This window comes from Pelagibacterium luteolum (assembly GCF_900100665.1).
GTDB classification, from domain to species: domain Bacteria; phylum Pseudomonadota; class Alphaproteobacteria; order Rhizobiales; family Devosiaceae; genus Pelagibacterium; species Pelagibacterium luteolum.
The window spans coordinates 88,080-106,129 of the sequence record NZ_FNCS01000004.1 but is presented as its reverse complement, the minus strand read 5'-3'; the positions used below and the strand labels follow the sequence as shown (position 1 = coordinate 106,129).

Here is an 18,050-nt window from a genome sequence, read left to right as displayed (position 1 = left end):
TCCCCCCTCAGGTCCGATCGCGCCGAGCTACCGGGGTCACTGGCGGTGCGGGCGGTAGCAGGTCGCGAATATCAGCAAAGGGGAAGCGTGGCGAAAAGGCAAAGGCCTCGGCCATGCCCGCGAGATGATTGCACTCGGCGGCGCGCCTCCGCGCGAGATCCTCGCTCGCAGCGACGAACCGCTCAGGGTCCTGGCTCTGATGGGCACGGATGGCTGCGGTCTTAACGTCGCTGTGTGCCGAGATATCGACGTAGTGAGTGGGCACAAATCCAGTGCCTCGTAGCGTATCCATTTCAAGCACGGGCGCTGAAAACGATGCCGCAAGATGCACGGCCTGGCTCAGTGCCCTGTGGTCGCCGTGATAATCATTATCCGCGTGAGTGATGATCAGATCGGGCACAAAGCTTGAAATTTCGCGTTTGAGTGCAGCGACGAGCGGACCGTCGCACACAAGCGAACCATCAGGAAAATCAAGAAAGACCGGCTCCGTGTCGAGCAGCTGTGCCGCGACCCGCGCCTCTCCCAAGCGAAGCAGCCGCAATGCCTTGGGATCCGCTCCGCCCAGGGCACCATCGGTTGCGACCACAAGAGCCAGTTCCGCGCCCATCGCGGCATAAGCAGCCAGGCTGCCAAAGCAATAGATCTCGATGTCGTCGGGATGAGCGCCGACCGCCATGACCTTAAGGCTCATTGAGCATCCTGATGCGCGATGAATTCCAGGACCACCGCCGCGGTCCATGTGAAGGTTTTGCCGCCGAGCGCCTCGCCATCGATCGGATCGTAATATTCGGCGAAACCGGACAGCGCGATGAGCTCCAGGCTCGAAGCGATGATGCGCCTCGCCATCGCGGTCTGGCCGGAGGCCTCCAGCCCGCTGGCGATCATGTAATTGACGACCAGCCAAACCGGGCCTCGCCAATAGCGCTTGGCGTCAAAGCGGCTGTCGAAAACTGAATGGCTGGGGACGATGAAACGTGCCTTGCTTTCCTCCTTCTCGATGGTGGCGCAAATCGCCGCTGCGCGCGCGCGCGGGATCCCGGCAAAGACGGTGAGGATGCCGCCGATCGAAGGACTGTCGATGAGTTGGCCAGTGGTGCGATCGAGACAAAGATACTGCCCATGTCGGTCGCTCCACAGTCGCTCGAGTGCCTCACGACCCTTTTGCGCCAATGCCCTGTTTCGCGCAGCGATCTCGATGTGCCCGAGTTGGGCTGCGACATTGGCCAGCGCGTCGCAGGAGCGAACGAGGATGGCGTTAAAGCCCGGATCGACGATCTGGAATGGGGAGGCGTCATGGAGTTTGGTGTTGTCCCATGCCAGATCGCGGAAGTGCTGGACGAGCCAAAGGTAGCGATCATACTGCTCTTTGGTGGGGCGATGGGCGGGGTCGGCGTGCTGGGTGTCCCTCCGTGTGTAGGGCGCTACGCCTTCGGTGGGAACGCGGGCGAACGCTTCGTCCCAGTCGATCGAGTTATCGCGGCCCGACTCCCAAGGGTGTATTATCGCTACGAGGCCCTCGCCACGCGGATCGCGACAGGCATAAAACCATTCGTGCCAACGATCGATAGCGCCGATCAACCCTTCAGCGCGGCTTCGCGCCGCTTCGTCGGCACCCGACTTCTGCAACAGGCGCTCAAGGGCGAACCCAGCAACAGGCGGCTGGGTTATTCCCGATGTCGGAACCGCCTTACCGCTGCGCCACACGTCGGCGCCGGGGAAATAGCCGTCATCCTCGACGTGGAAGATGATGTGAGGGACCATGCCGTCGGCCCATTGGTGAGCGAACAGAGTCTCCATCTCCGTCCAGGCCCGGTCGATGTCGTAGTGAGCCTGCCCGATTGCGGTGAAGCATGAGTCCCAGTTCCATTGGAACGGGTAGAGGCCCTTGGTGGGGACCGTGTAGCTGCCCCTGTCGTTCTCGCGAAGCACGGAGATTGCGTGGTGTTGAACCTGGGTCGTATCTATCGATGTCATGGCGGATGGCTTTGTTTCGGTGTGGTGTCAGACGGCAAGCAGGGTTTCAGGATCAAACCAGCGGATACGGTCGGGTTTGGGAATGAGGGTCAGCACGTCTCCCGGCGCAACCTTTAGGTCGGAATCGAGGACAGCGCGGAATGGCTTGCCATCGACTTCGCAGGTGACCAGCGTGTGCGCGCCGAGTGGCTCAACAACCCGCGCCGTGGCGATGAAACCACCCTCCCCAATCGTCAGATCCTCAGGACGGATGGCAAATTCGAGAGAGCTCGCCCCATGGCTGGGACCGTAAAGATCGAGGCCTGCAACACGCCAGCGCCCGATGTCTTGACGGTTAGCCTTGATGAAATTCATTGGCGGATTACCGATGAAGCTCCCCACGAACCGCGCAGCGGGATCGCGGTAGATTTCGACGGGGGAGGCATTTTGAACGATCTTGCCGCCATTCATAACCGATATTCGATCGGCAAGGCTCATGGCCTCAACCTGATCATGTGTCACGTAGATCGCCGTGCTTTTACTTTCGGCTAACACGCCTTTCAGTTCGGCGCGCATTTCGAGGCGGAGCAGCGCATCGAGGTTGGAGAGCGGTTCATCCATCAAGATGACATCAGGCTCCATCGCGAGGGCGCGAGCCACGGCAACCCGCTGGCGCTGGCCGCCCGACAACTGGCCGGAATAGCGCTTTAGCAATTGCTCGATATGCATCAGTTCGGCCGTGCGATTAACGCGCTTGTCGATTTCCTGTTGGGGAAGCTTCTTCATACGCAGGCCGAAGGCGATATTCTCAAATACCGTCAGATGCGGGAATACCGCGTAGTTCTGGAATACCATGGCGATGCCACGTTCGCGCGGCGGCAGGTGATCGACCCTGCGACCACCAATCCAGACCTCGCCCTGGGATGGGGTTTCAAGACCCGCTATAATCCGCAGCAATGTGGTTTTCCCGCAGCCTGAGGCGCCGAGCAACACCATGAACTCGCGGTCTCTGATCGTCATGTCGATCGAATGCAGGGCCTGGAAGGTGCCGAAGCTCTTGGCGACCTGCTTGATTATGATTTCGGCCATGATGAATTCTCCCTAACGGTTCGCAATGCCCCACATGGCGAACAGATATTTGCGGACCGCAAAGATGAAGATGAGCGCCGGCACAACGAGGGCCGTGCCCCCGGCGAACTTCAGATGCAGGGGCGAAACATTGAGACTCTGGACAAGGAACGCGGTCAGCGTCCGGTTCTCGATGGTGAGCACGGCCGCCGCGAACACCTCGTTCCAAGAGATCGTGAAAGCAAAGACCGCCGACGCGACCAGGCCGGGGAGGATCAGCGGCATCACCACCTTGATAAAGGCCTGAAGCCGGTTGCACCCCAATGTCCAGGCGGCTTCCTCCAGTTCGATGGGGATGCCTGAAAAGAGGGAAAACGTGATCAGCACAGCGAAGGGCAACGCCAATACCGTGTGCACGAAAGCAAGGCCCAGCGCCGTATCGTCCAGTCCGACGCGGATGAACATCACTGCCAGCGGCAGGGCAAGGAGCGGCAAGGGAAAGGCACGGGTCATAACGACCACCATTCGGAACACTTCCTTGCCGGGAAAGTCGAAGCGCGACAACGCATAGCCGGCCGGGGCGCCGATGCCGATCGAGAGCACCATTGTGAGTACGGCAACGACCACCGAATTCCAGAGAGCCCGTGCCACGCCCGAGAAGGAGAGAAAGAACTCCACCGAAGCAAAATCGAAGCTTGGGAGCCCTGTCTTCGGAAAGCCGCTGACCTCGGAAGGCGAAGAGAGGGTGTTGACGAACAGGAGGTAGATCGGGACCAACACCCAGGCCATGAGCATGACGGTCGCAGTGATAAAGACCCAGCGCCCGGCCCTTCGGGTGTCGCCGACAGCGCGCGGTTCGTCGGTCGGTGCGAGCGTGCTCATAGCCGTGCCTCCTTGGGAACGCGCAGCAGTCGCAGGAAGACGAGCGTGGCTGCGATGGAGATTCCAAGGATCACCATGGCGTAGGCCGCCGCGACGTTGCGGTCACGCATCGTAAATTGCCACTGATAGGTTTCGCCCATCAGGACCGGCAGTGTCGTTCCGCCCAGCGCCACAACAACGGCGAACACTTCAAAGGCAGCGATGGTGCGCAGGATGAGCGCCGTCTGCAGGCTTGGACGCAGGAGGGGAAGTGTGACCTTGGTGAACCGCTTCCACGGTGAAGCGCCGAAAACCTCTGCGGCCTCATAGTATTCTTTTGGGATCAGCCCCATGCCAGAGACGAGGATAACCATCATGATCGCGGTGGCACGCCAGATTTCCGCGAGCACCACGGCGGCAAAGATCACCCACATGTTCTGGTAGCCGAGGAAAAGAATGGGCTGCTCGATGACACCGAGCCCGGCGAGCATGGAATTGAGAAAGCCGGACTGTTCGAAGATCGCCAGCCAGATGATGCCTGCGGCAAGGTCTGACAGGCCCAGCGGGATGGCGAAGACGAAAAGGATCGTGCTGCGCCCAGTCTTGAGCTTGGTGACGATCGAAGCCATCGACAGCGCAAGAGCCAGTTGAATGGGCACAATGATCGCCGTCAAGAGCACCGTATTCCAGAGCGCAGTGCCAAACTTCCAGTGGCTCGCCATCGTTTGGATGTGGCCCATGGTAAAACCATCGCCCGACGAGAACGCTAGAATACCGATCTGCACAAAGGGATAAACGAAGAATACCGCCAGGAACAATGTGGCCGGCGCCAGCAGCATGTAAGGCAGAAATCGGCTTTGCATCATCCCGCTCCGGTAATGGCCAAGTTTCGGGCTGGAGGACCGTCCGACTGCACTCTGCAGCCGGACGGGGGAGGCAGAACCCTTGTTCGATCAGTCGACCGGACAGGGTCCTTCGGAGGGCTCGTCAGGCAACCAGCACGGGGCGTTGGCCTGTTCCATCAGCGAACGCAGCGTGTTGGCCTGTTCTTCCAGAACTTGCCCGATGTCCTGATTGGCAAGGATAATGCGCTCGAATGCATCGATATAAACTTGGTTGAACTGGCCGCCGAGATCACCCAGTCCGACCGGCAGAAGCGCCGGAAGCGCGTCATCGCCGCTGGTCATCGCGGTGATCGCCGCACCCAAAGCCTGGGCCGATGGCGGCAGGTCGCCGGGCAGTTCGGCGTCGGTCACCGGGAAGAAATTGGTTGCCAGGAGCGTGGCAACCTGGGTTTCAGGCTGCATCATATATTGCACCAGCGCCATCGACGCGTCGATATCGGGCGCATGGGCGGGGATCGCCAGCCCGGCCAAAACCGGCATGAAGCCACGGCCCATCGGGCCGGCCGGTGCCGGGAAGGCAACAAAATTCTCAGGCTGCTGGTTGAACGCTTCGGCGAGACGGGCCACGTGGTCGAACCCAACCCATACGTCGCCGGCCAGGAGCGGCTCCTGCAGGAACCCGTAATTGGTTGATGCGGGATTGGTGTATTGCCAGAGTTCCCGGAACATTTCCCAACCAGCCACAGCCTCCTCCGATCGGAAGTTAGTGACGGTCGATCCGGCGTAGGACGGCAACAGGAAGCCTTGGAAGAAGCGGTGCTTCAGACCTTGGGGGCCAGCTGGGAACCCGAACTTCGGCGACCCGGTTTCTTCAGCAAGGATGCGCATCCAGTTGACAAGCTCGTCATAGCTGAGCGCATTGATGTCATAGCCTTCAGGCAGATATTCCAGAGCCTGAACGTTGGCGGCCATCACATAGTTGGCCTGCATCCAAGGCAGATATTTCTGCTCGTCGGTGCCGAGCATACCCAGTTCGAGAAAGGCCGGGGCGACGGTAATCCCGGACAGGTCGATACCCGAAAGGTCGACCCAGTCATCGGCGTAATTGGCCAACTCGCCATGCAGCGCGCCGACGACGGCAATGGACCCCGAACCCGCCTCGAGTTCGGCTTCGATGCGGGTGATGAAGGGGCCGGTCTCCTGCGGTTGGAAATCAACTTCGCCATCGAACCCGCTTAGCACCTGCTCGCGCATGGCTTGGGTTTCTTCGATCGGGGCCGCCTGGTTCGACCAGAACAGCAGTTGCGCACTCGCCGTTCCCGCCAACCCTATCATGAGCGGCGCGGCGAGGGCCGCCGAAGCCAGAAGTCTTGTTCTCGATGTCATGGTTTCCTCCCTTGTGACATACGATTCACCCGTTGATGTCGGGTACAGGCCCATGGCTCGCCCTAAGGACGAGCGATGGCTTGATGAGGCGATTGCTGTGCCCTGGCTCTTCACCTTCGATCAGCGCCACGAGCATGTGCGCGATCTCGCGCGCCATGCCGCGCGTTTTCACTTCGAACGTTGTCAGACCCGGCGGGGCGTATGCCGCCGTTGAAATGTTGTCGAACCCCATGACGGAAAGATCGCGCGGGATCGAGAGCCCGGCACGTTGTGCTTCCTCCATGACTGTGAGCGCCAACTCGTCAAACAGTCCGATAATGGCCGTGGGGCGCTCTGTGGCGCCGAGCAATGAATTGATCGCAGCAACCGATGCCCCCCTATCGAAACGGGGCGGTCGCACTATATCGAGCCGTACCGTAGGATCGCCCTTGCGCGCTATCGCATTGGCCAATCCCTTTTCCCGCAAATTGCGAAACGTCATGTCTTCTGCGATTGAGACCAGCCCGATGTGGCGGTGGCCATGAGAATAGAGCAGATCGAACGCCTCCTCGAAGGCGGCCTCGCTGTCGGCATCGAGCCAGGTGTAGTCACCCTCATCGTCGCGGATGCGGCCATGCGCCACGAATGGAAAGCCGGTCGCGCGCAAATAGTCGATGCGGGCATCATCTGCAGCGATACGCGGCACCACCACCCCGTCGGCGCGCCCGGATTCCACGAGATGACGCAACACGTCGAGTTCGGACCGGTTGGGCTGGACCGTGGCGAGGATAAGGTCGATGCCGTGGGCGACGAAGCCTTCGCCCAGCCCAGTCACGAACTCCCCGAGATAGGAATCCATGAAATTGGGACCGCGCAGCGGAATGATGAAGCCCACGAAGTTGGAACGCCCGGATACGAGCTGGCGAGCAGCAACGTTGGGCACGTAACCCATTTCGCGCGCCGCCTCGCTGACCCGCTGGCGGGTTTTGAGGGCGATCTGCTCATGACCGGCAAGCGCCCGGCTGACGGTCGTTATAGACACGCCGAGCCGTTCCGCCAACTCCTTGAGCGTACGTGCGCGCTGCGACGCCAAGTTCCCCTCCTCCGAGAGTTATAACGTTTGTAATCTTGATTACTGGTTTTTGCAAACGTTTTAAAATTTTGTCAGGACAACCGACCCGTGTCAATCCACTTGTTCGATGGCAGGATGGCGAGAAGGGTTGAGAAGCGCGACTAGAAGATATAGGGCTCGGGCAGCGCCAGAATGGCGTCATCGATCAGGGTCCGCATCATCTGGTCTTCGGAGCGGAGCAGGATGGCGAGTTCCCGCGTACTTTCGCTCAAAGGGTCGACCGGCACGGACCGCGCATAAAACGCCTCACCTGACAGGGCGTCCGAGGCCAGGTGCGGCTGCCAGACGATTGCGGCATCGAGGTCGCCGGCTTCAAACAGCATGCGCATCAGCTCCGGGGTATCGTAGGGCAGGCGGCGCAGTTGGGCATAGGAACCGCCAGAAGCGATGAGCCCCATCAACTCGGCATCGATCGGGGTGTAAAGCGGGGCGCCCACCCTGCTTCCGTCCGGCAGGTCGGCCAGTGACCGGGTCGCGGGGTGGCTGGTCAGCAGCACATAGGGTGCGTCGAGATAGGGCCGCGAGAGGGTCATCCAATCGGGCATGGTTTCACCACGGATGATCTGAACCCCGAGGACGCCGACACATTCTTCCGAGAGCGCCGTAAAGATCGTCGGCCAGATACCGCGCTCGTCGAGTTGGTCCATATCGACGTCGAGTTCGACCACAAGGGGCTCGAGCAGCAGGATCTGGGCAATAGAAACTGCGATTTCGCGATCGAAGTCCTCGGTGGCGCTGCCCGGAATGAGGCACAGGGGCAACGTGTTGCCGTGATCGGGACGGATGGTGTTGTAGAATTCCGGCGCCACATAAGGGATTTGCGCCACAATCGGTGTCGCCATTGCCGGAACGATGCACGCCAACGCGCAAGTGAGCCGTAGGGCTTGCGTGACCATATCGAGGCTCCTCGAAAAAAGGCGAGGGCCGAAGCGAACTCCGGCCCTCCCAATCAAATGCTCAGAGCGGCAGGGCATAGACCATCATGGCATTGCCCCCGGCCGGACGCCTGACTTCCGGCGTCAGGTCCTCTGGCACACTGGTCGACCAGCTCGCACCGCCGACGCCGACGGGGATCGCCACATATTGCCGGCCATCGGCCTCATAGGAGATCGGATAGCCCTGCGCGGCCTGAGGCAGGCGGGTCTGCCAGAGCACATCGCCGCTCGCTGCGTCGAGCGCATAGAAATTGCGGTCCCAATCGCCGGCGAAAACCAGACCGCCCGCGGTGGTAAGGGTCGCCGTGTTGGCCGGCGTGCGCATCGGGAATTCCCAAAGCGCCTCGCCCGTATCGACATCCATCGCAAGGATGCGGCCGAGATTGTCAGGATCATCCGGATGGAAGATGCGGTTGGTCGCCGAGCGGCCATTGCCGCCGCCGCCCTCGACCATCTCAACCTCAGTGTAGACCACGCCATCGTCGCAGTTGATGGTCATGGGGACATAGACGGCCCGGGTTTCCGGGCTGAACGCCATGGCGCGCCATGAGCGAAAGCCGGTGGAACTGGGGCAGGTCGTCATCGGAATGCCGACTTCGCCGATCTTGCCCTCGCGATAGGCGGCGAAGGTTCCGTCATCGTTGAGATCGATCTGGTCCTGCATGCCGAAATCGAAGGCGGGAAGAGGTTCGCCGGTCTCACGGTTGCCACGCCAGAGGATGCCCAGCTTGCCCATGTTGACGTAAGCGGGCTCACCATCGATATCGACAAGGATATGCTCGAATGACTCGTCCATGTCGTTGGTCTCGCCGGGGATATACTGGCGGAACCACTCAATCTCGCCGTTTTCGGGATTTAGCGCCAAGGTGGAAGTCGTGTAGTAGCCCGCCCCGTCATTAGCGCGGCTAACGCGCGACCATGGCTTGGCCTGGGATACGCCGATATAGATCAGCTCCGCGTCAGCATCATAGGATGCCGTGGTCCAAATATCGCCACCGCCACGCAGGACAAATGGGATATCCTCCCATGTATCTTCTTCACCCTCTCCTGGGCGCTCGATGGTTATCGTGCGCCAGAGTTCCTCACCGTTTTCGGCGTCGTAAGCCACGATGGCGCATTTTTCTTCCGAGAACCGATTGCAGCCCTGATAGCCCACGATGACTTTGCCATCGGCGATTAGGGGCGCTGCGGTCAGCGTCTTGCCATTTTCGTGGTCGGCGACCACGGCTTCCCAGGCGATCTGGCCGGTACCGGCGTCTAGCGCGACAAGCACGGCATCAGGGCTCGGGAAATAAATCTTGTCGCCATAGATCGAAATGCCGCGATTGAGGCGTCCCTCGCGGAAACCCTCTGGGAACTGGCGGCGGTATTCCCAGATAAGATCGCCTGAGGCGGCGTCGAGCGCCTGCACCACGCCACCTGGATTGGCGACATACATCACCCCGTCATGGACGATCGGCGTGGTTTCCTGGTCGCCGGGCTCCATGGCCCAACCCCAGACATATTCGAGTTCACCGACGTTTTCGGCTGTGATGTCCGAGAGTGCGGAATAGCCCCAACTATTGACGGTGGCGCGCCATTGCAACCAGTCCGCGGGGTCGGGGTTCAATATTTCCTGGTCGCTAACCGGGGTAAAGCTGGCATCTTGGGCCAGCGTCGGCACTGCGATCAGCAGTGCACTGAGCGCAACAAGGGGTGATCCCAAACGAGACATCTTGACTCCTCCTCGAGACAAAAATGATTGCTGTGCACCAAGACCGAACGCAGTCGCGGATCAGTTCTCGGTTACTGTGTAGCCGTCCAGCGCTTCGGCATCGCCGGGCAATTCGCTGTCGGTTGCCGGAACGCCGTTCGTCGCCAGAATGAACGCGACGATATCGGCATAGGTCTGGTCGCTTAGGCTTCCGCCGCGACCAGGCGGCATGGTGGACACGATCTTTTCGAACTTTTCGCTGAGCGGATTCCCCGTCCAGCCCGCCGCGAATACGGGACCGCGCAGGTCGGGTGCGTTGGAATCCACGCTTCGGAGATCGTCTCCATGACATCCCGCGCAATTCGTCATGAAGGCGTCTTCGCCGCGCTCGATCTGCTCCTCTCCGATGCCCCCGCCGGAGAGGGTATAGTCTTGGGCGAGGGCCGGAGCGGCCAGAATCGCGAACACCAAGCCGAGCGTTGTAAGCTCAAGTTTCATCATGCTTGTCCTTGAGTTTGATCCGAGCCTCCTGGAAATCGGCGCACCGCAGCACGCCACCGGCTCAGGAGAGGGCTATTGCAGGCAGAAATCCTGTTTGCCCATCGTACCGTCCACACCGCCGAGCACGTGCTGAAGGAAGTTCTCGTCTTCGAGGATTTCATGGCTGTGGCCGAGGACGGTCATCCAGGCGCGACCGCCGTCATAGTAATGACACCAGGACACCGGGTGCCCTTCGCCCATGCCCGGGTGGGTATCGGACTGGCCCTGCAACATCGTGTCTTCGTCTACGGTGAGCAGAATGTTGATGTCTGACAGTTGCCGAGGATCAGGATAGATGTTGTACCACTCTTCTTGATCGAAGGTGATACCGTCCTCGAGATGGGCAACCGAGGGATCGTTTTCCGACTGAACCTCTATTTCGGCAAGCTGGCGCGGCCCATGGTTAAAGAGCTGACCACCGAGTAGGCCTTCGTACCATGTCCAGCTATAGCTTGTGCCAAAGGCATTGTGTACGCCCACAAAGCCGCCACCGCCACGGATGTAAAGCATGAGCTGGTGCTTACCGAGGTCACTCAACGCCTCACGTCCTGTCGAAAAGAACACGATGGTGTCCATGGCGCGGATATTGCCAGCGCTTTCGAAAGTTTCCGGGTCGCTTGAAGCTGTAACCTCATAGCCCTCGCCCTCAAACAACTCGGTCAGCGCGACAACGCCGGCTTCGAGATTGTCATGGGGATTTACGCCAGGAGCGACGTGGTAATAGATCAGAATTTTCCAAGGCTCCTCCTCGCCTTCTGTTCGGTTGTTCCACGGGTTGTAACAACTGTCATCGATGCTGCCGCAAACGCCATAGCGCTCGAACGTCGTATACTGATTAGGCACCTGCGCCATGGCTGGCGACATGGCAAGGCTAAGCGCTGCCGCGCCAACAAGGCGGGCGATTAGCGGGTTCATATCTGTCTCCTCCAAAAAGACCGTCGGATGCGACCGAAGCGCGCAAAGGGCCCGGGTCGGCTTACTCAAACTTTACACAGCTTATTCAGGCGTGCAACATTTAATATGTGATTTTATATTTTGTATGGTGTTTTTTGTTTTCACCGCGATGACACGATCTATCTGATTCATGTATGGCTACCCCTTGTTAGCGCCCTACGGGTCAGTCTCTCGACAGATAGTTATGACTGGATATCGCCGACAGCTAGCGCACGTCCGAAAAGGCCGCTGCCACGTCTTCCGCGAGTGCAGTTTCGCTATCCTCGAACGCACCGCTGACGCCGAGGGCGGCGTAGATGGAGCCTTGGCGGAGGAGCGGAACGCCGCCGCCGAGAGGAACCACATGGGGCAAATGGGCCAGCGGCATGCCTTGCTTGACGCGTTCCGAAAATGTCGAGGTCGGTCGACGATAAAGTGCTGCCGTCCGCGCCTTGGCGAGCGCCGCATCACCGGCTGCTGGAAATGCGCCGTCCATCAAAAGCTGCAGGCGCGGCCAGCCCCCAGGATCGACGATCGCCACCGCGAGGGCAAAGTGGTTCTCGCGCGCCCGAACGATCACGGCCTCTGCGATGTCCCGAGCAAGCGCAAGCGTGAGGCGATCCATGCGACTCGCCTAATCCAGCAAATCCTTGCGGGCGCAGATCGCACTTACCGCTAGAGCGTACCCCTCGGCACCAAAGCCCGCCATAACCGCTGTCGCAACACGCGATACATGAGAGTGGTGATAGACCTGCTCGCGCTTGTGCACATTGGTGATGTGCAACTCGATGATGGGACCAGGAAACATCTTCAGGGCATCAAAAAGCGCTAGGGATGTAAATGTGAACGCAGCGGGGTTGATGACGATGCCGGCAGCGGCATCGATCGCCTCGTGCACCCAATCGATCAGCTTTTCCTCGCTGTTAGTCTGTTGGAACTGTACGGCGCGGTCGCCCGCCGCATCGCGACAGAATTGCTCAACTTCGGCCAAGGTGGTCTTGCCATAAATCTCGGGCTCACGCAGGCCAAGGCGATTGAGATTTGGGCCGTTGAGGACATAGATGGGTTTTGTCATGGTTCTTTCCGAAAGACGGGACCACGCGGCGCAACCTCAGCGCCGACCGGCCTCCACGATAGGTTTGGCTCGTGCAACGCCCTAGCCTTGGTAGCCCATCAAGCGAGGCAGCCAGAGGACGGTGTCAGGCACGAAAGTGAACACCAGGAGGGACACAATGAGGGCCAGCAGGAACGGCATGGTGTCCTTGATAATGTCACTGAGCTTGGCGCCTGATATCGTGTTCATCACGAAGAGCAGCATGCCATAGGGTGGGGTAATCAGCCCGATCATGACATTGACCACCACCACGACCCCGAAATGGACCAGATCGATACCAAGCGCGGCGGCGGACGGGACAAGGACGGGTACGATAATCAGGATGATGGCGGTACCTTCGAGCACGCATCCGAGCAGCAGCAGCAGGATATTGACGACGATGAGGAAGGTGATCGGATCGAGATCCCATTGGGTGAGCAGGACGCTCAGGCTTGCGGGGATATTTTCTACAGTTACAACATAGTTGAGAACCAGCGCACCGCCGATCAGCATGCCAATCGAAACCGTCGTCTTGGCGCTGCTGAGAAGCGAGGTATAGAGCCCGTTCCAGGAAATCCCACGATAAAGCACCGCCGAAACGATCAGGGCGTAAGCTGCTGCCACCGCCGCGGCCTCGGTTGGCGTCGTCACGCCCGAATAGATGCAGTACATCAACACGACGGGCAGCATCAGCGCAGGCAGCGAATACCAGGTGATTTTCGGGATTTCGCGTAGCGGAACCGGCTTTTCAACCGGGAAGTTCTGCCGCCGCGCCTGAATGTAAACAACGATCGCTTGCGTTATGCCCATGATCAGGCCGGGAATTACCCCCGCGAGGAACAGAAAGCCGATCGAGGTGTCTGAAACCAGCGCATAGAACACCATCGGGATTGACGGCGGAATGATCGGCCCGATCACCGCCGAGGCGGCGGTCAATGCAGCGGCAAAGGAAGAGGTGTATCGGCCATCGCGCGTCATCAGCGAATGGACCATCTTTCCGGTCCCAGCCGCGTCGGCCAGCGCCGAACCGGACATGCCTGCAAAGACGATCGATTGCAGAACATTGACCTGTGCCAGGCCGCCACGGAACCGCCCGACCACCGCGTTGCACCAAGTCAGCAGTCGATCAGAGAGCGACCCAGTGTTCATGAATTCGGCCGCCAGAATGAACAGAGGCACGGCCAGGATAATGTAATTGGAATACATCCGGTTCATGAACTGCTCGGCAACGATCCCCATGTCGAGCCCGGAGAGGAACAGATAAAGGACCGAGCCAACAATCATCGACAACCCGATGGGCAGACCGATGATCGCCAGGATGAGAATGGATGCGATGCAGAGAAAGAACGGATCGGTGATTACGCTCATTGTGCCGGGCTTTCTTCGTCATCGTCCTTGCCCCAGACAGCGACGCCGGCAATCCAGATATAGCGGATGATCGTTACGACGGTGAAGACGATAAAGATGGAATACACGTGGTCGTAGCGGAGCTTGAGGTAGGCCGTCCGCTCGATTTTCATGAACAGAACGTAGTCGGCGATGGCCGGTAGCCCGATGCACAGCAACGTTACGGTTGCCAGTGCGAAAATGAGGGTCATGACGCGCCTCACCCTCGGTGCGACGGAACTGTAGATAATGTCGAGCCGGACTTCATCACGCTTGCGCAGCACGAAACTTGCGCCAAACAGGACGATCCAAACCCAAAGGATGGCGCTGAGTTCATACGCCCAGCCGCCCGATAGGTTCAAAACGTAGCGGAAGATGATCTGCAAGATGAACAGAACGAACATCAACGCCAGCATGGCGGCCAGAACGTTTTCGGCCCGGGCGGTGAGCCATCGGCCGGCGCGCAAAAATCCCGACATTAACATCTCCTCCCCTCGCGACGACGTGCGCCACTAGTACCGGTTCGGCATCAAGGAAAATACGGAATGGGCGCCGCGGTAATTGTCACGGCGCCCGTCCGCTCAGATCAGAGGGCGTTGATCGCTTCCAGAGCGCCTTCGGGCCAACTCGCGGAAATGTCGGAGTTCAGATACTGCTCCTGGGCGTAGGCGCGGAACGCGTCCTGGTCAGGTTCATATATATTGAGACCCGCTTCTTCGAACTGGGCAACGAGGTTTGCTTCCATTTCCAGATGCATGTTCTGGCTCCAGTCGATCGCCTCATCGGCTGCCGCCTGGAAAGCTTCCTGGTCCTCTGGAGACATGGCATCCCAGGCTTCGTTGGAAATCACCAGCAGGTCGAAACCGACCAGATGCGAGGTGAGAACGATCTGGTCCATCACTTCAAAGAAACTCATGTTCTGGACGTTGGGAAGCGGGTTGTCCTGTCCATCGATCGCGCCGGTCTGAAGGCCAGTGTAGACCTCGGCATAATCCATTGGCGTCGGGCTCGCACCGATCGAGGTACCAAGGAACTGCCAGGCATCGCCGCCAGGCATACGCAAGCGGACACCGTTGAGATCTGCCGGCGTGTTGACCTCACGGTCGCCGCGAAGACCTACGTGACGCGCGCCAAAATAGGTAGGGCCAAGGACGCGGATGCCGAGTTGCTCTTCAGCCATCTGCTTGAACTGATCGCCGATCTCGCTGTCGAAGAATGTCCGCACATGGTCTGCGTCGCGGAACAGATAGGCCGACGTCAGAAGCGACCACTCGGGGATCTGGTTGGAGATATCCTGGGGTGCAATGTTGCTCATTTCCAGATTGCCGCGCTGCAGCGCAACGAGCTCGGTACCCTGACGGAAAAGAGTGCCTCCGAAATAGGGCTCGATAGTTGCGAAGTCGCGCACGGAATCGGCGAGTTGAGTCATCATCTGCGCACGAATGTCCTGGTCCGAGAACACCGCGGAGAAGCGCAGTTGCTGCGCATCCTGAGCCAATGCCGGCAGCGAGAGTGCTGCAGCGAGCGCAACCGAACCGAGCATTGTGGCACGGCGGGTAAGCTTGAGAATCGTCACGATCTTCCTCCTGTTTCAACCCGGCCCGATAACGGCGCGCCACTTTATGCGCGGCACACTCCTCCTAAGAGCCGATTTCCAAATGTACGAACTAGTTCGTTTATGTCAAGCAGGTTTCCTGTCGGCCCGCAAACTCATCTAGCGAGACCCATTTCATATGTCAATTTTAAAAATCTCATACGAAAGGTGCTCGACCTGTGATATCGATGTGATGACAAAAATGGCACTCCATGGCAGTAAGGCGCCTAAGGGAGCCGAATATGAGCGGTACGAAACTTATGCATGATGGCCACGACGAAACATCGGACACCGTAGGGGAGCAGGCGTTTCGTAGAATTCGCAGCGACATTATATCGGGCGAGCTAAAGCCGGGGCAAAAGCTCAAGCTCGAGCGTCTCAAGAGCCAGTACGGCGTCAGTGTCTCCACCCTGCGCGAAATCCTCAACCGGCTGACGACCGAAGATCTCGTGATTGCTGAGGGGCAGCGCGGGTTTGAAGTCAGCCCAGCTTCAGTCGACAATCTTCGCGAAGTCGGCGATTTGCGCCTGGTTCTCGAAAATCATGCTTTGGCACTCTCTTTTGCATCTGGTGATCTCGACTGGGAGGCTGATGTCGTTGCCGCGCACCACAAGCTCTCTTCGATTGAGCGGGCGCTTCTGGCAGGCGACAAGAACCGGACCTTCGAGTGGATCAAATACGACTTCGCCTTTCATCATTCGCTGATCGCGGCGTGCGGATCCAAATCCCTCCTTGCGATCCATCAATCAATCTTCGACCGGTTCATGCGCTATCATTTGCTGGCGGCAAGCTTTCGTGGCGATGGCGTTTCCCACGATCACCGCGAACTTTTCGATTTCGCGCTGGCCCGGGATGTCGCTGGGGCACAAGCCAAGCTCGCTGCACATATCCATGCAGGTATTGATCATATCCTGAGCACTGGAAAACTTTAGGCTGCCGCTTCGAACGTTCTCGCCATGTCGTCGCGCGAGGGGGCACGTCCGGTGAAGAGTTCGAACGCCCTGACGGCCTGAAAAATTGCCATTCCCGATCCAGGCAATGTCGCGCAACCGCGGGCGCTCGCCACCTCAATCAGCGGCGTAATGCGCGGGAAATAGATTATGTCGGCCACCCATTGCCGCGGCGACAGGGCCTCGGGATCGATGGGGTAGCCGGGATATTTCGTCATGCCGATCGGTGTTGCATTGACCACGCCATCGGCACCCGCCAGTGCCACCAAGGGGCTTGAAACTGCTTTGGCAGATTTGCCTAGGGAAGAGATCTGTTCGGCCAGCGCGGCGGCGCGGGCACCCTCGACGTCGAAAATATCGAGTTCACTTACGCCGACCTCAAGCAACGCATGAGCAACCGCGGCGCCAGCCCCGCCTGCACCCATCTGCAGCACTCGGCGTCGGGACACATCTGGGAGGCCGAGTCGAAAACTTTCCGCGAATCCCCAACAGTCGGTGTTGTGTCCCTTACGCCCATCGGACGAGAAAATAACGGTGTTCACCGCTCCGATTGCCTCGGCCTGCGGAGAGAGCGCAGACAGATGTGACAGGATCGACTGCTTGAACGGATGGGTTATATTAAGGCCCGCAAAACCAACGCGTTCAAGCAAAGCAACGACATCGCCAAGGTCGTGGTCGCCAAGACCCAACGCATCGAAATCGATGAGATGGTAGTGGTAGTCGAGTCCTTGTCGCTGGCCTTCACGTCTATGCATGACGGGTGAGAGTGAGGCGCCAATGCCGCGCCCCAAGAGGCCGATATGGACCGCACCTTTTGCACTGAGATTGATGAATTCCGCCAACCCTCTGGTGAGAGTGTCCATGCCGTTGGCTCCTTGATGGGTTGGGAGAGCGCCCATGCACGCACCTTTGGTGGGCGCGACCCGCCCTTGTCTTTTGATGGCGTCTCGACCTAAATGCAGACGTAGCATGCGCATTAATGTACGAACTAGTTAGTTTAGTCAATCTGCCGCGAAAGGCGAGAAGAGAAGCCGTGAGCGATACCGAGACCGACAAGAAGACCGGACGCCGCCAGCAGGACCCGGAGGGCACGCGGCGCAACATCATCGAGGTCGCCTCAAACGAATTTGCGCTCAACGGATTAGCCGGTGCACGCATCGATGAGATCGCCGAAAAGACGCGGGCTTCCAAGCGGATGATCTACTACTATTTCGGCGACAAGGAAGGGCTCTACGTCAGCGCTCTCGAGAACGCCTATCGGGTGGTACGCGAGGGCGAAGCCGAACTCGACATCGAGAGCCTGCCACCGATCGAGGGCCTCAAGCGGCTGGTTGGTTTTACCTTCGACCATCACGCCCAGCATGAAGACTTCATTCGCATGGTGATGATCGAGAACATCCATTCGGGCCGCTACATGGATCGCTCCGATGCGTTGAAGGCGGTTAATCAGACGGCCATCGCCCGCATCGAGGCGCTCTATGAGGCGGGCGTTGCGCAGGGCCAGTTCCGAGCAGGGCTCGATCCGCTGGAAATTCACTGGCAGATCAGCGCACTGTGCTTTTTCAATGTGTCCAATCGTGCGACCTTCTCGCATCTGTTCGGTCGCGACATGGGCGCGGAACAATCCCAGGATTCCCTGCGCCAGATCGTCATCGACATGGTTATGCGTTACGTCGCCGAGCCTAGCGCTATCTGAGACGAA

At 59.2% G+C, this 18,050-nt stretch carries 19 protein-coding genes; 2 read left to right on the top strand and 17 right to left on the bottom strand.

Translation table 11 applies throughout. From position 1 onward, the window contains the following. Positions 1-7: 7 nt before the first annotated feature. The 16 genes from BLR31_RS09255 to dctP all read right to left on the bottom strand — a co-directional run bounded on the left by BLR31_RS09255 (position 8) and on the right by dctP (position 15,347). Positions 8-691 (bottom strand): PIG-L deacetylase family protein, encoded by a 684-nt coding sequence (locus BLR31_RS09255; RefSeq protein ID WP_090595173.1) that lies wholly within the window; start codon positions 689-691, stop codon positions 8-10. After that, the gene (locus tag BLR31_RS09250) at positions 688-1,974 is read right to left on the bottom strand and encodes an amylo-alpha-1,6-glucosidase (protein ID WP_090595170.1); all 1,287 of its coding nucleotides are present in this window, start codon (positions 1,972-1,974) and stop codon (positions 688-690) included. The genes BLR31_RS09255 and BLR31_RS09250 overlap by 4 nt, the downstream gene beginning before the upstream one ends. 27 nt (positions 1,975-2,001) lie before the next feature. After that, a complete protein-coding gene (locus tag BLR31_RS09245; protein ID WP_090595167.1) occupies positions 2,002-3,042 on the bottom strand; it encodes an ABC transporter ATP-binding protein in 1,041 nt (346 codons plus the stop codon). A gap of 12 nt (positions 3,043-3,054) precedes the next feature. After that, entirely contained in the window at positions 3,055-3,903 is an 849-nt protein-coding gene (locus tag BLR31_RS09240) for a carbohydrate ABC transporter permease (RefSeq protein WP_090595164.1), read from the bottom strand. Then, complete coding sequence (locus tag BLR31_RS09235) at positions 3,900-4,748, bottom strand: carbohydrate ABC transporter permease (RefSeq protein ID WP_210183904.1); 849 nt, start codon at positions 4,746-4,748, stop codon at positions 3,900-3,902. Before BLR31_RS09235 ends, BLR31_RS09240 begins: the two co-directional genes overlap by 4 nt. A gap of 87 nt (positions 4,749-4,835) precedes the next feature. Next, the gene (locus BLR31_RS09230) at positions 4,836-6,113 is read right to left on the bottom strand and encodes an ABC transporter substrate-binding protein (RefSeq protein WP_090595161.1); all 1,278 of its coding nucleotides are present in this window, start codon (positions 6,111-6,113) and stop codon (positions 4,836-4,838) included. Positions 6,114-6,138: 25 nt separating this feature from the next. Continuing rightward, positions 6,139-7,185, bottom strand: a complete 1,047-nt coding sequence (locus BLR31_RS09225) for a LacI family DNA-binding transcriptional regulator (RefSeq protein ID WP_090595158.1) — start codon at positions 7,183-7,185, stop codon at positions 6,139-6,141. Positions 7,186-7,325: 140 nt separating this feature from the next. Next, positions 7,326-8,120: a type 2 periplasmic-binding domain-containing protein gene (locus tag BLR31_RS09220; protein WP_143009358.1), complete on the bottom strand. Its 795-nt coding sequence runs from the start codon at positions 8,118-8,120 to the stop codon at positions 7,326-7,328. A gap of 61 nt (positions 8,121-8,181) precedes the next feature. Further along, a complete protein-coding gene (locus BLR31_RS09215) occupies positions 8,182-9,873 on the bottom strand; it encodes a pyrroloquinoline quinone-dependent dehydrogenase (protein WP_090595153.1) in 1,692 nt (563 codons plus the stop codon). Between the two features lie 60 nt (positions 9,874-9,933). Next, positions 9,934-10,350: a c-type cytochrome gene (locus tag BLR31_RS09210; protein ID WP_244505007.1), complete on the bottom strand. Its 417-nt coding sequence runs from the start codon at positions 10,348-10,350 to the stop codon at positions 9,934-9,936. A gap of 75 nt (positions 10,351-10,425) precedes the next feature. Next, entirely contained in the window at positions 10,426-11,307 is an 882-nt protein-coding gene (locus tag BLR31_RS09205) for a ThuA domain-containing protein (RefSeq protein WP_090595151.1), read from the bottom strand. 244 nt (positions 11,308-11,551) lie between these two features. After that, positions 11,552-11,950, bottom strand: a complete 399-nt coding sequence (locus tag BLR31_RS09200; protein ID WP_090595149.1) for a GlcG/HbpS family heme-binding protein — start codon at positions 11,948-11,950, stop codon at positions 11,552-11,554. 9 nt (positions 11,951-11,959) lie between these two features. Beyond that, on the bottom strand, positions 11,960-12,400 hold the full coding sequence (locus tag BLR31_RS09195; protein WP_090595146.1) for a type II 3-dehydroquinate dehydratase: 441 nt from the start codon (positions 12,398-12,400) through the stop codon (positions 11,960-11,962). 81 nt (positions 12,401-12,481) lie between these two features. Further along, on the bottom strand, positions 12,482-13,786 hold the full coding sequence (locus BLR31_RS09190) for a TRAP transporter large permease (RefSeq protein WP_090595143.1): 1,305 nt from the start codon (positions 13,784-13,786) through the stop codon (positions 12,482-12,484). After that, entirely contained in the window at positions 13,783-14,283 is a 501-nt protein-coding gene (locus BLR31_RS09185; protein ID WP_090595141.1) for a TRAP transporter small permease, read from the bottom strand. The genes BLR31_RS09190 and BLR31_RS09185 overlap by 4 nt, the downstream gene beginning before the upstream one ends. A 107-nt stretch (positions 14,284-14,390) precedes the next feature. Then, positions 14,391-15,347, bottom strand: a complete 957-nt coding sequence (gene dctP / locus BLR31_RS09180; RefSeq protein ID WP_090595138.1) for a TRAP transporter substrate-binding protein DctP — start codon at positions 15,345-15,347, stop codon at positions 14,391-14,393. A gap of 293 nt (positions 15,348-15,640) precedes the next feature. Here dctP and BLR31_RS09175 point away from each other — a divergent pair, with 293 nt between their 5' ends. Further along, positions 15,641-16,330, top strand: coding sequence for a GntR family transcriptional regulator (locus tag BLR31_RS09175; RefSeq protein ID WP_090595135.1), 690 nt, complete (start codon positions 15,641-15,643; stop codon positions 16,328-16,330). Here BLR31_RS09175 and BLR31_RS09170 read toward each other — a convergent pair. Next, positions 16,327-17,325 (bottom strand): shikimate dehydrogenase, encoded by a 999-nt coding sequence (locus BLR31_RS09170; protein WP_244505006.1) that lies wholly within the window; start codon positions 17,323-17,325, stop codon positions 16,327-16,329. The two genes, BLR31_RS09175 and BLR31_RS09170, sit on opposite strands and share 4 nt — an antisense overlap. A 56-nt stretch (positions 17,326-17,381) precedes the next feature. Here BLR31_RS09170 and BLR31_RS09165 point away from each other — a divergent pair, with 56 nt between their 5' ends. Further along, positions 17,382-18,044, top strand: a complete 663-nt coding sequence (locus BLR31_RS09165) for a TetR/AcrR family transcriptional regulator (protein WP_244505005.1) — start codon at positions 17,382-17,384, stop codon at positions 18,042-18,044. Positions 18,045-18,050 lie beyond the last annotated feature (6 nt).

Coding starts and splice junctions, on each gene's coding strand:
- BLR31_RS09255 (WP_090595173.1), bottom strand. CDS start 691: ATGAGCCTTAAGGTCATGGCGGTCGGCGCTCATCCCGACGACATCGAG.
- BLR31_RS09250 (WP_090595170.1), bottom strand. CDS start 1,974: ATGACATCGATAGATACGACCCAGGTTCAACACCACGCAATCTCCGTG.
- BLR31_RS09245 (WP_090595167.1), bottom strand. CDS start 3,042: ATGGCCGAAATCATAATCAAGCAGGTCGCCAAGAGCTTCGGCACCTTC.
- BLR31_RS09240 (WP_090595164.1), bottom strand. CDS start 3,903: ATGAGCACGCTCGCACCGACCGACGAACCGCGCGCTGTCGGCGACACC.
- BLR31_RS09235 (WP_210183904.1), bottom strand. CDS start 4,748: ATGATGCAAAGCCGATTTCTGCCTTACATGCTGCTGGCGCCGGCCACA.
- BLR31_RS09230 (WP_090595161.1), bottom strand. CDS start 6,113: ATGACATCGAGAACAAGACTTCTGGCTTCGGCGGCCCTCGCCGCGCCG.
- BLR31_RS09220 (WP_143009358.1), bottom strand. CDS start 8,120: ATGGTCACGCAAGCCCTACGGCTCACTTGCGCGTTGGCGTGCATCGTT.
- BLR31_RS09215 (WP_090595153.1), bottom strand. CDS start 9,873: ATGTCTCGTTTGGGATCACCCCTTGTTGCGCTCAGTGCACTGCTGATC.
- BLR31_RS09210 (WP_244505007.1), bottom strand. CDS start 10,350: ATGAAACTTGAGCTTACAACGCTCGGCTTGGTGTTCGCGATTCTGGCC.
- BLR31_RS09205 (WP_090595151.1), bottom strand. CDS start 11,307: ATGAACCCGCTAATCGCCCGCCTTGTTGGCGCGGCAGCGCTTAGCCTT.
- BLR31_RS09200 (WP_090595149.1), bottom strand. CDS start 11,950: ATGGATCGCCTCACGCTTGCGCTTGCTCGGGACATCGCAGAGGCCGTG.
- BLR31_RS09195 (WP_090595146.1), bottom strand. CDS start 12,400: ATGACAAAACCCATCTATGTCCTCAACGGCCCAAATCTCAATCGCCTT.
- BLR31_RS09190 (WP_090595143.1), bottom strand. CDS start 13,786: ATGAGCGTAATCACCGATCCGTTCTTTCTCTGCATCGCATCCATTCTC.
- BLR31_RS09185 (WP_090595141.1), bottom strand. CDS start 14,283: ATGTCGGGATTTTTGCGCGCCGGCCGATGGCTCACCGCCCGGGCCGAA.
- dctP (WP_090595138.1), bottom strand. CDS start 15,347: ATGCTCGGTTCGGTTGCGCTCGCTGCAGCACTCTCGCTGCCGGCATTG.
- BLR31_RS09175 (WP_090595135.1), top strand. CDS start 15,641: ATGAGCGGTACGAAACTTATGCATGATGGCCACGACGAAACATCGGAC.
- BLR31_RS09170 (WP_244505006.1), bottom strand. CDS start 17,325: ATGCGCATGCTACGTCTGCATTTAGGTCGAGACGCCATCAAAAGACAA.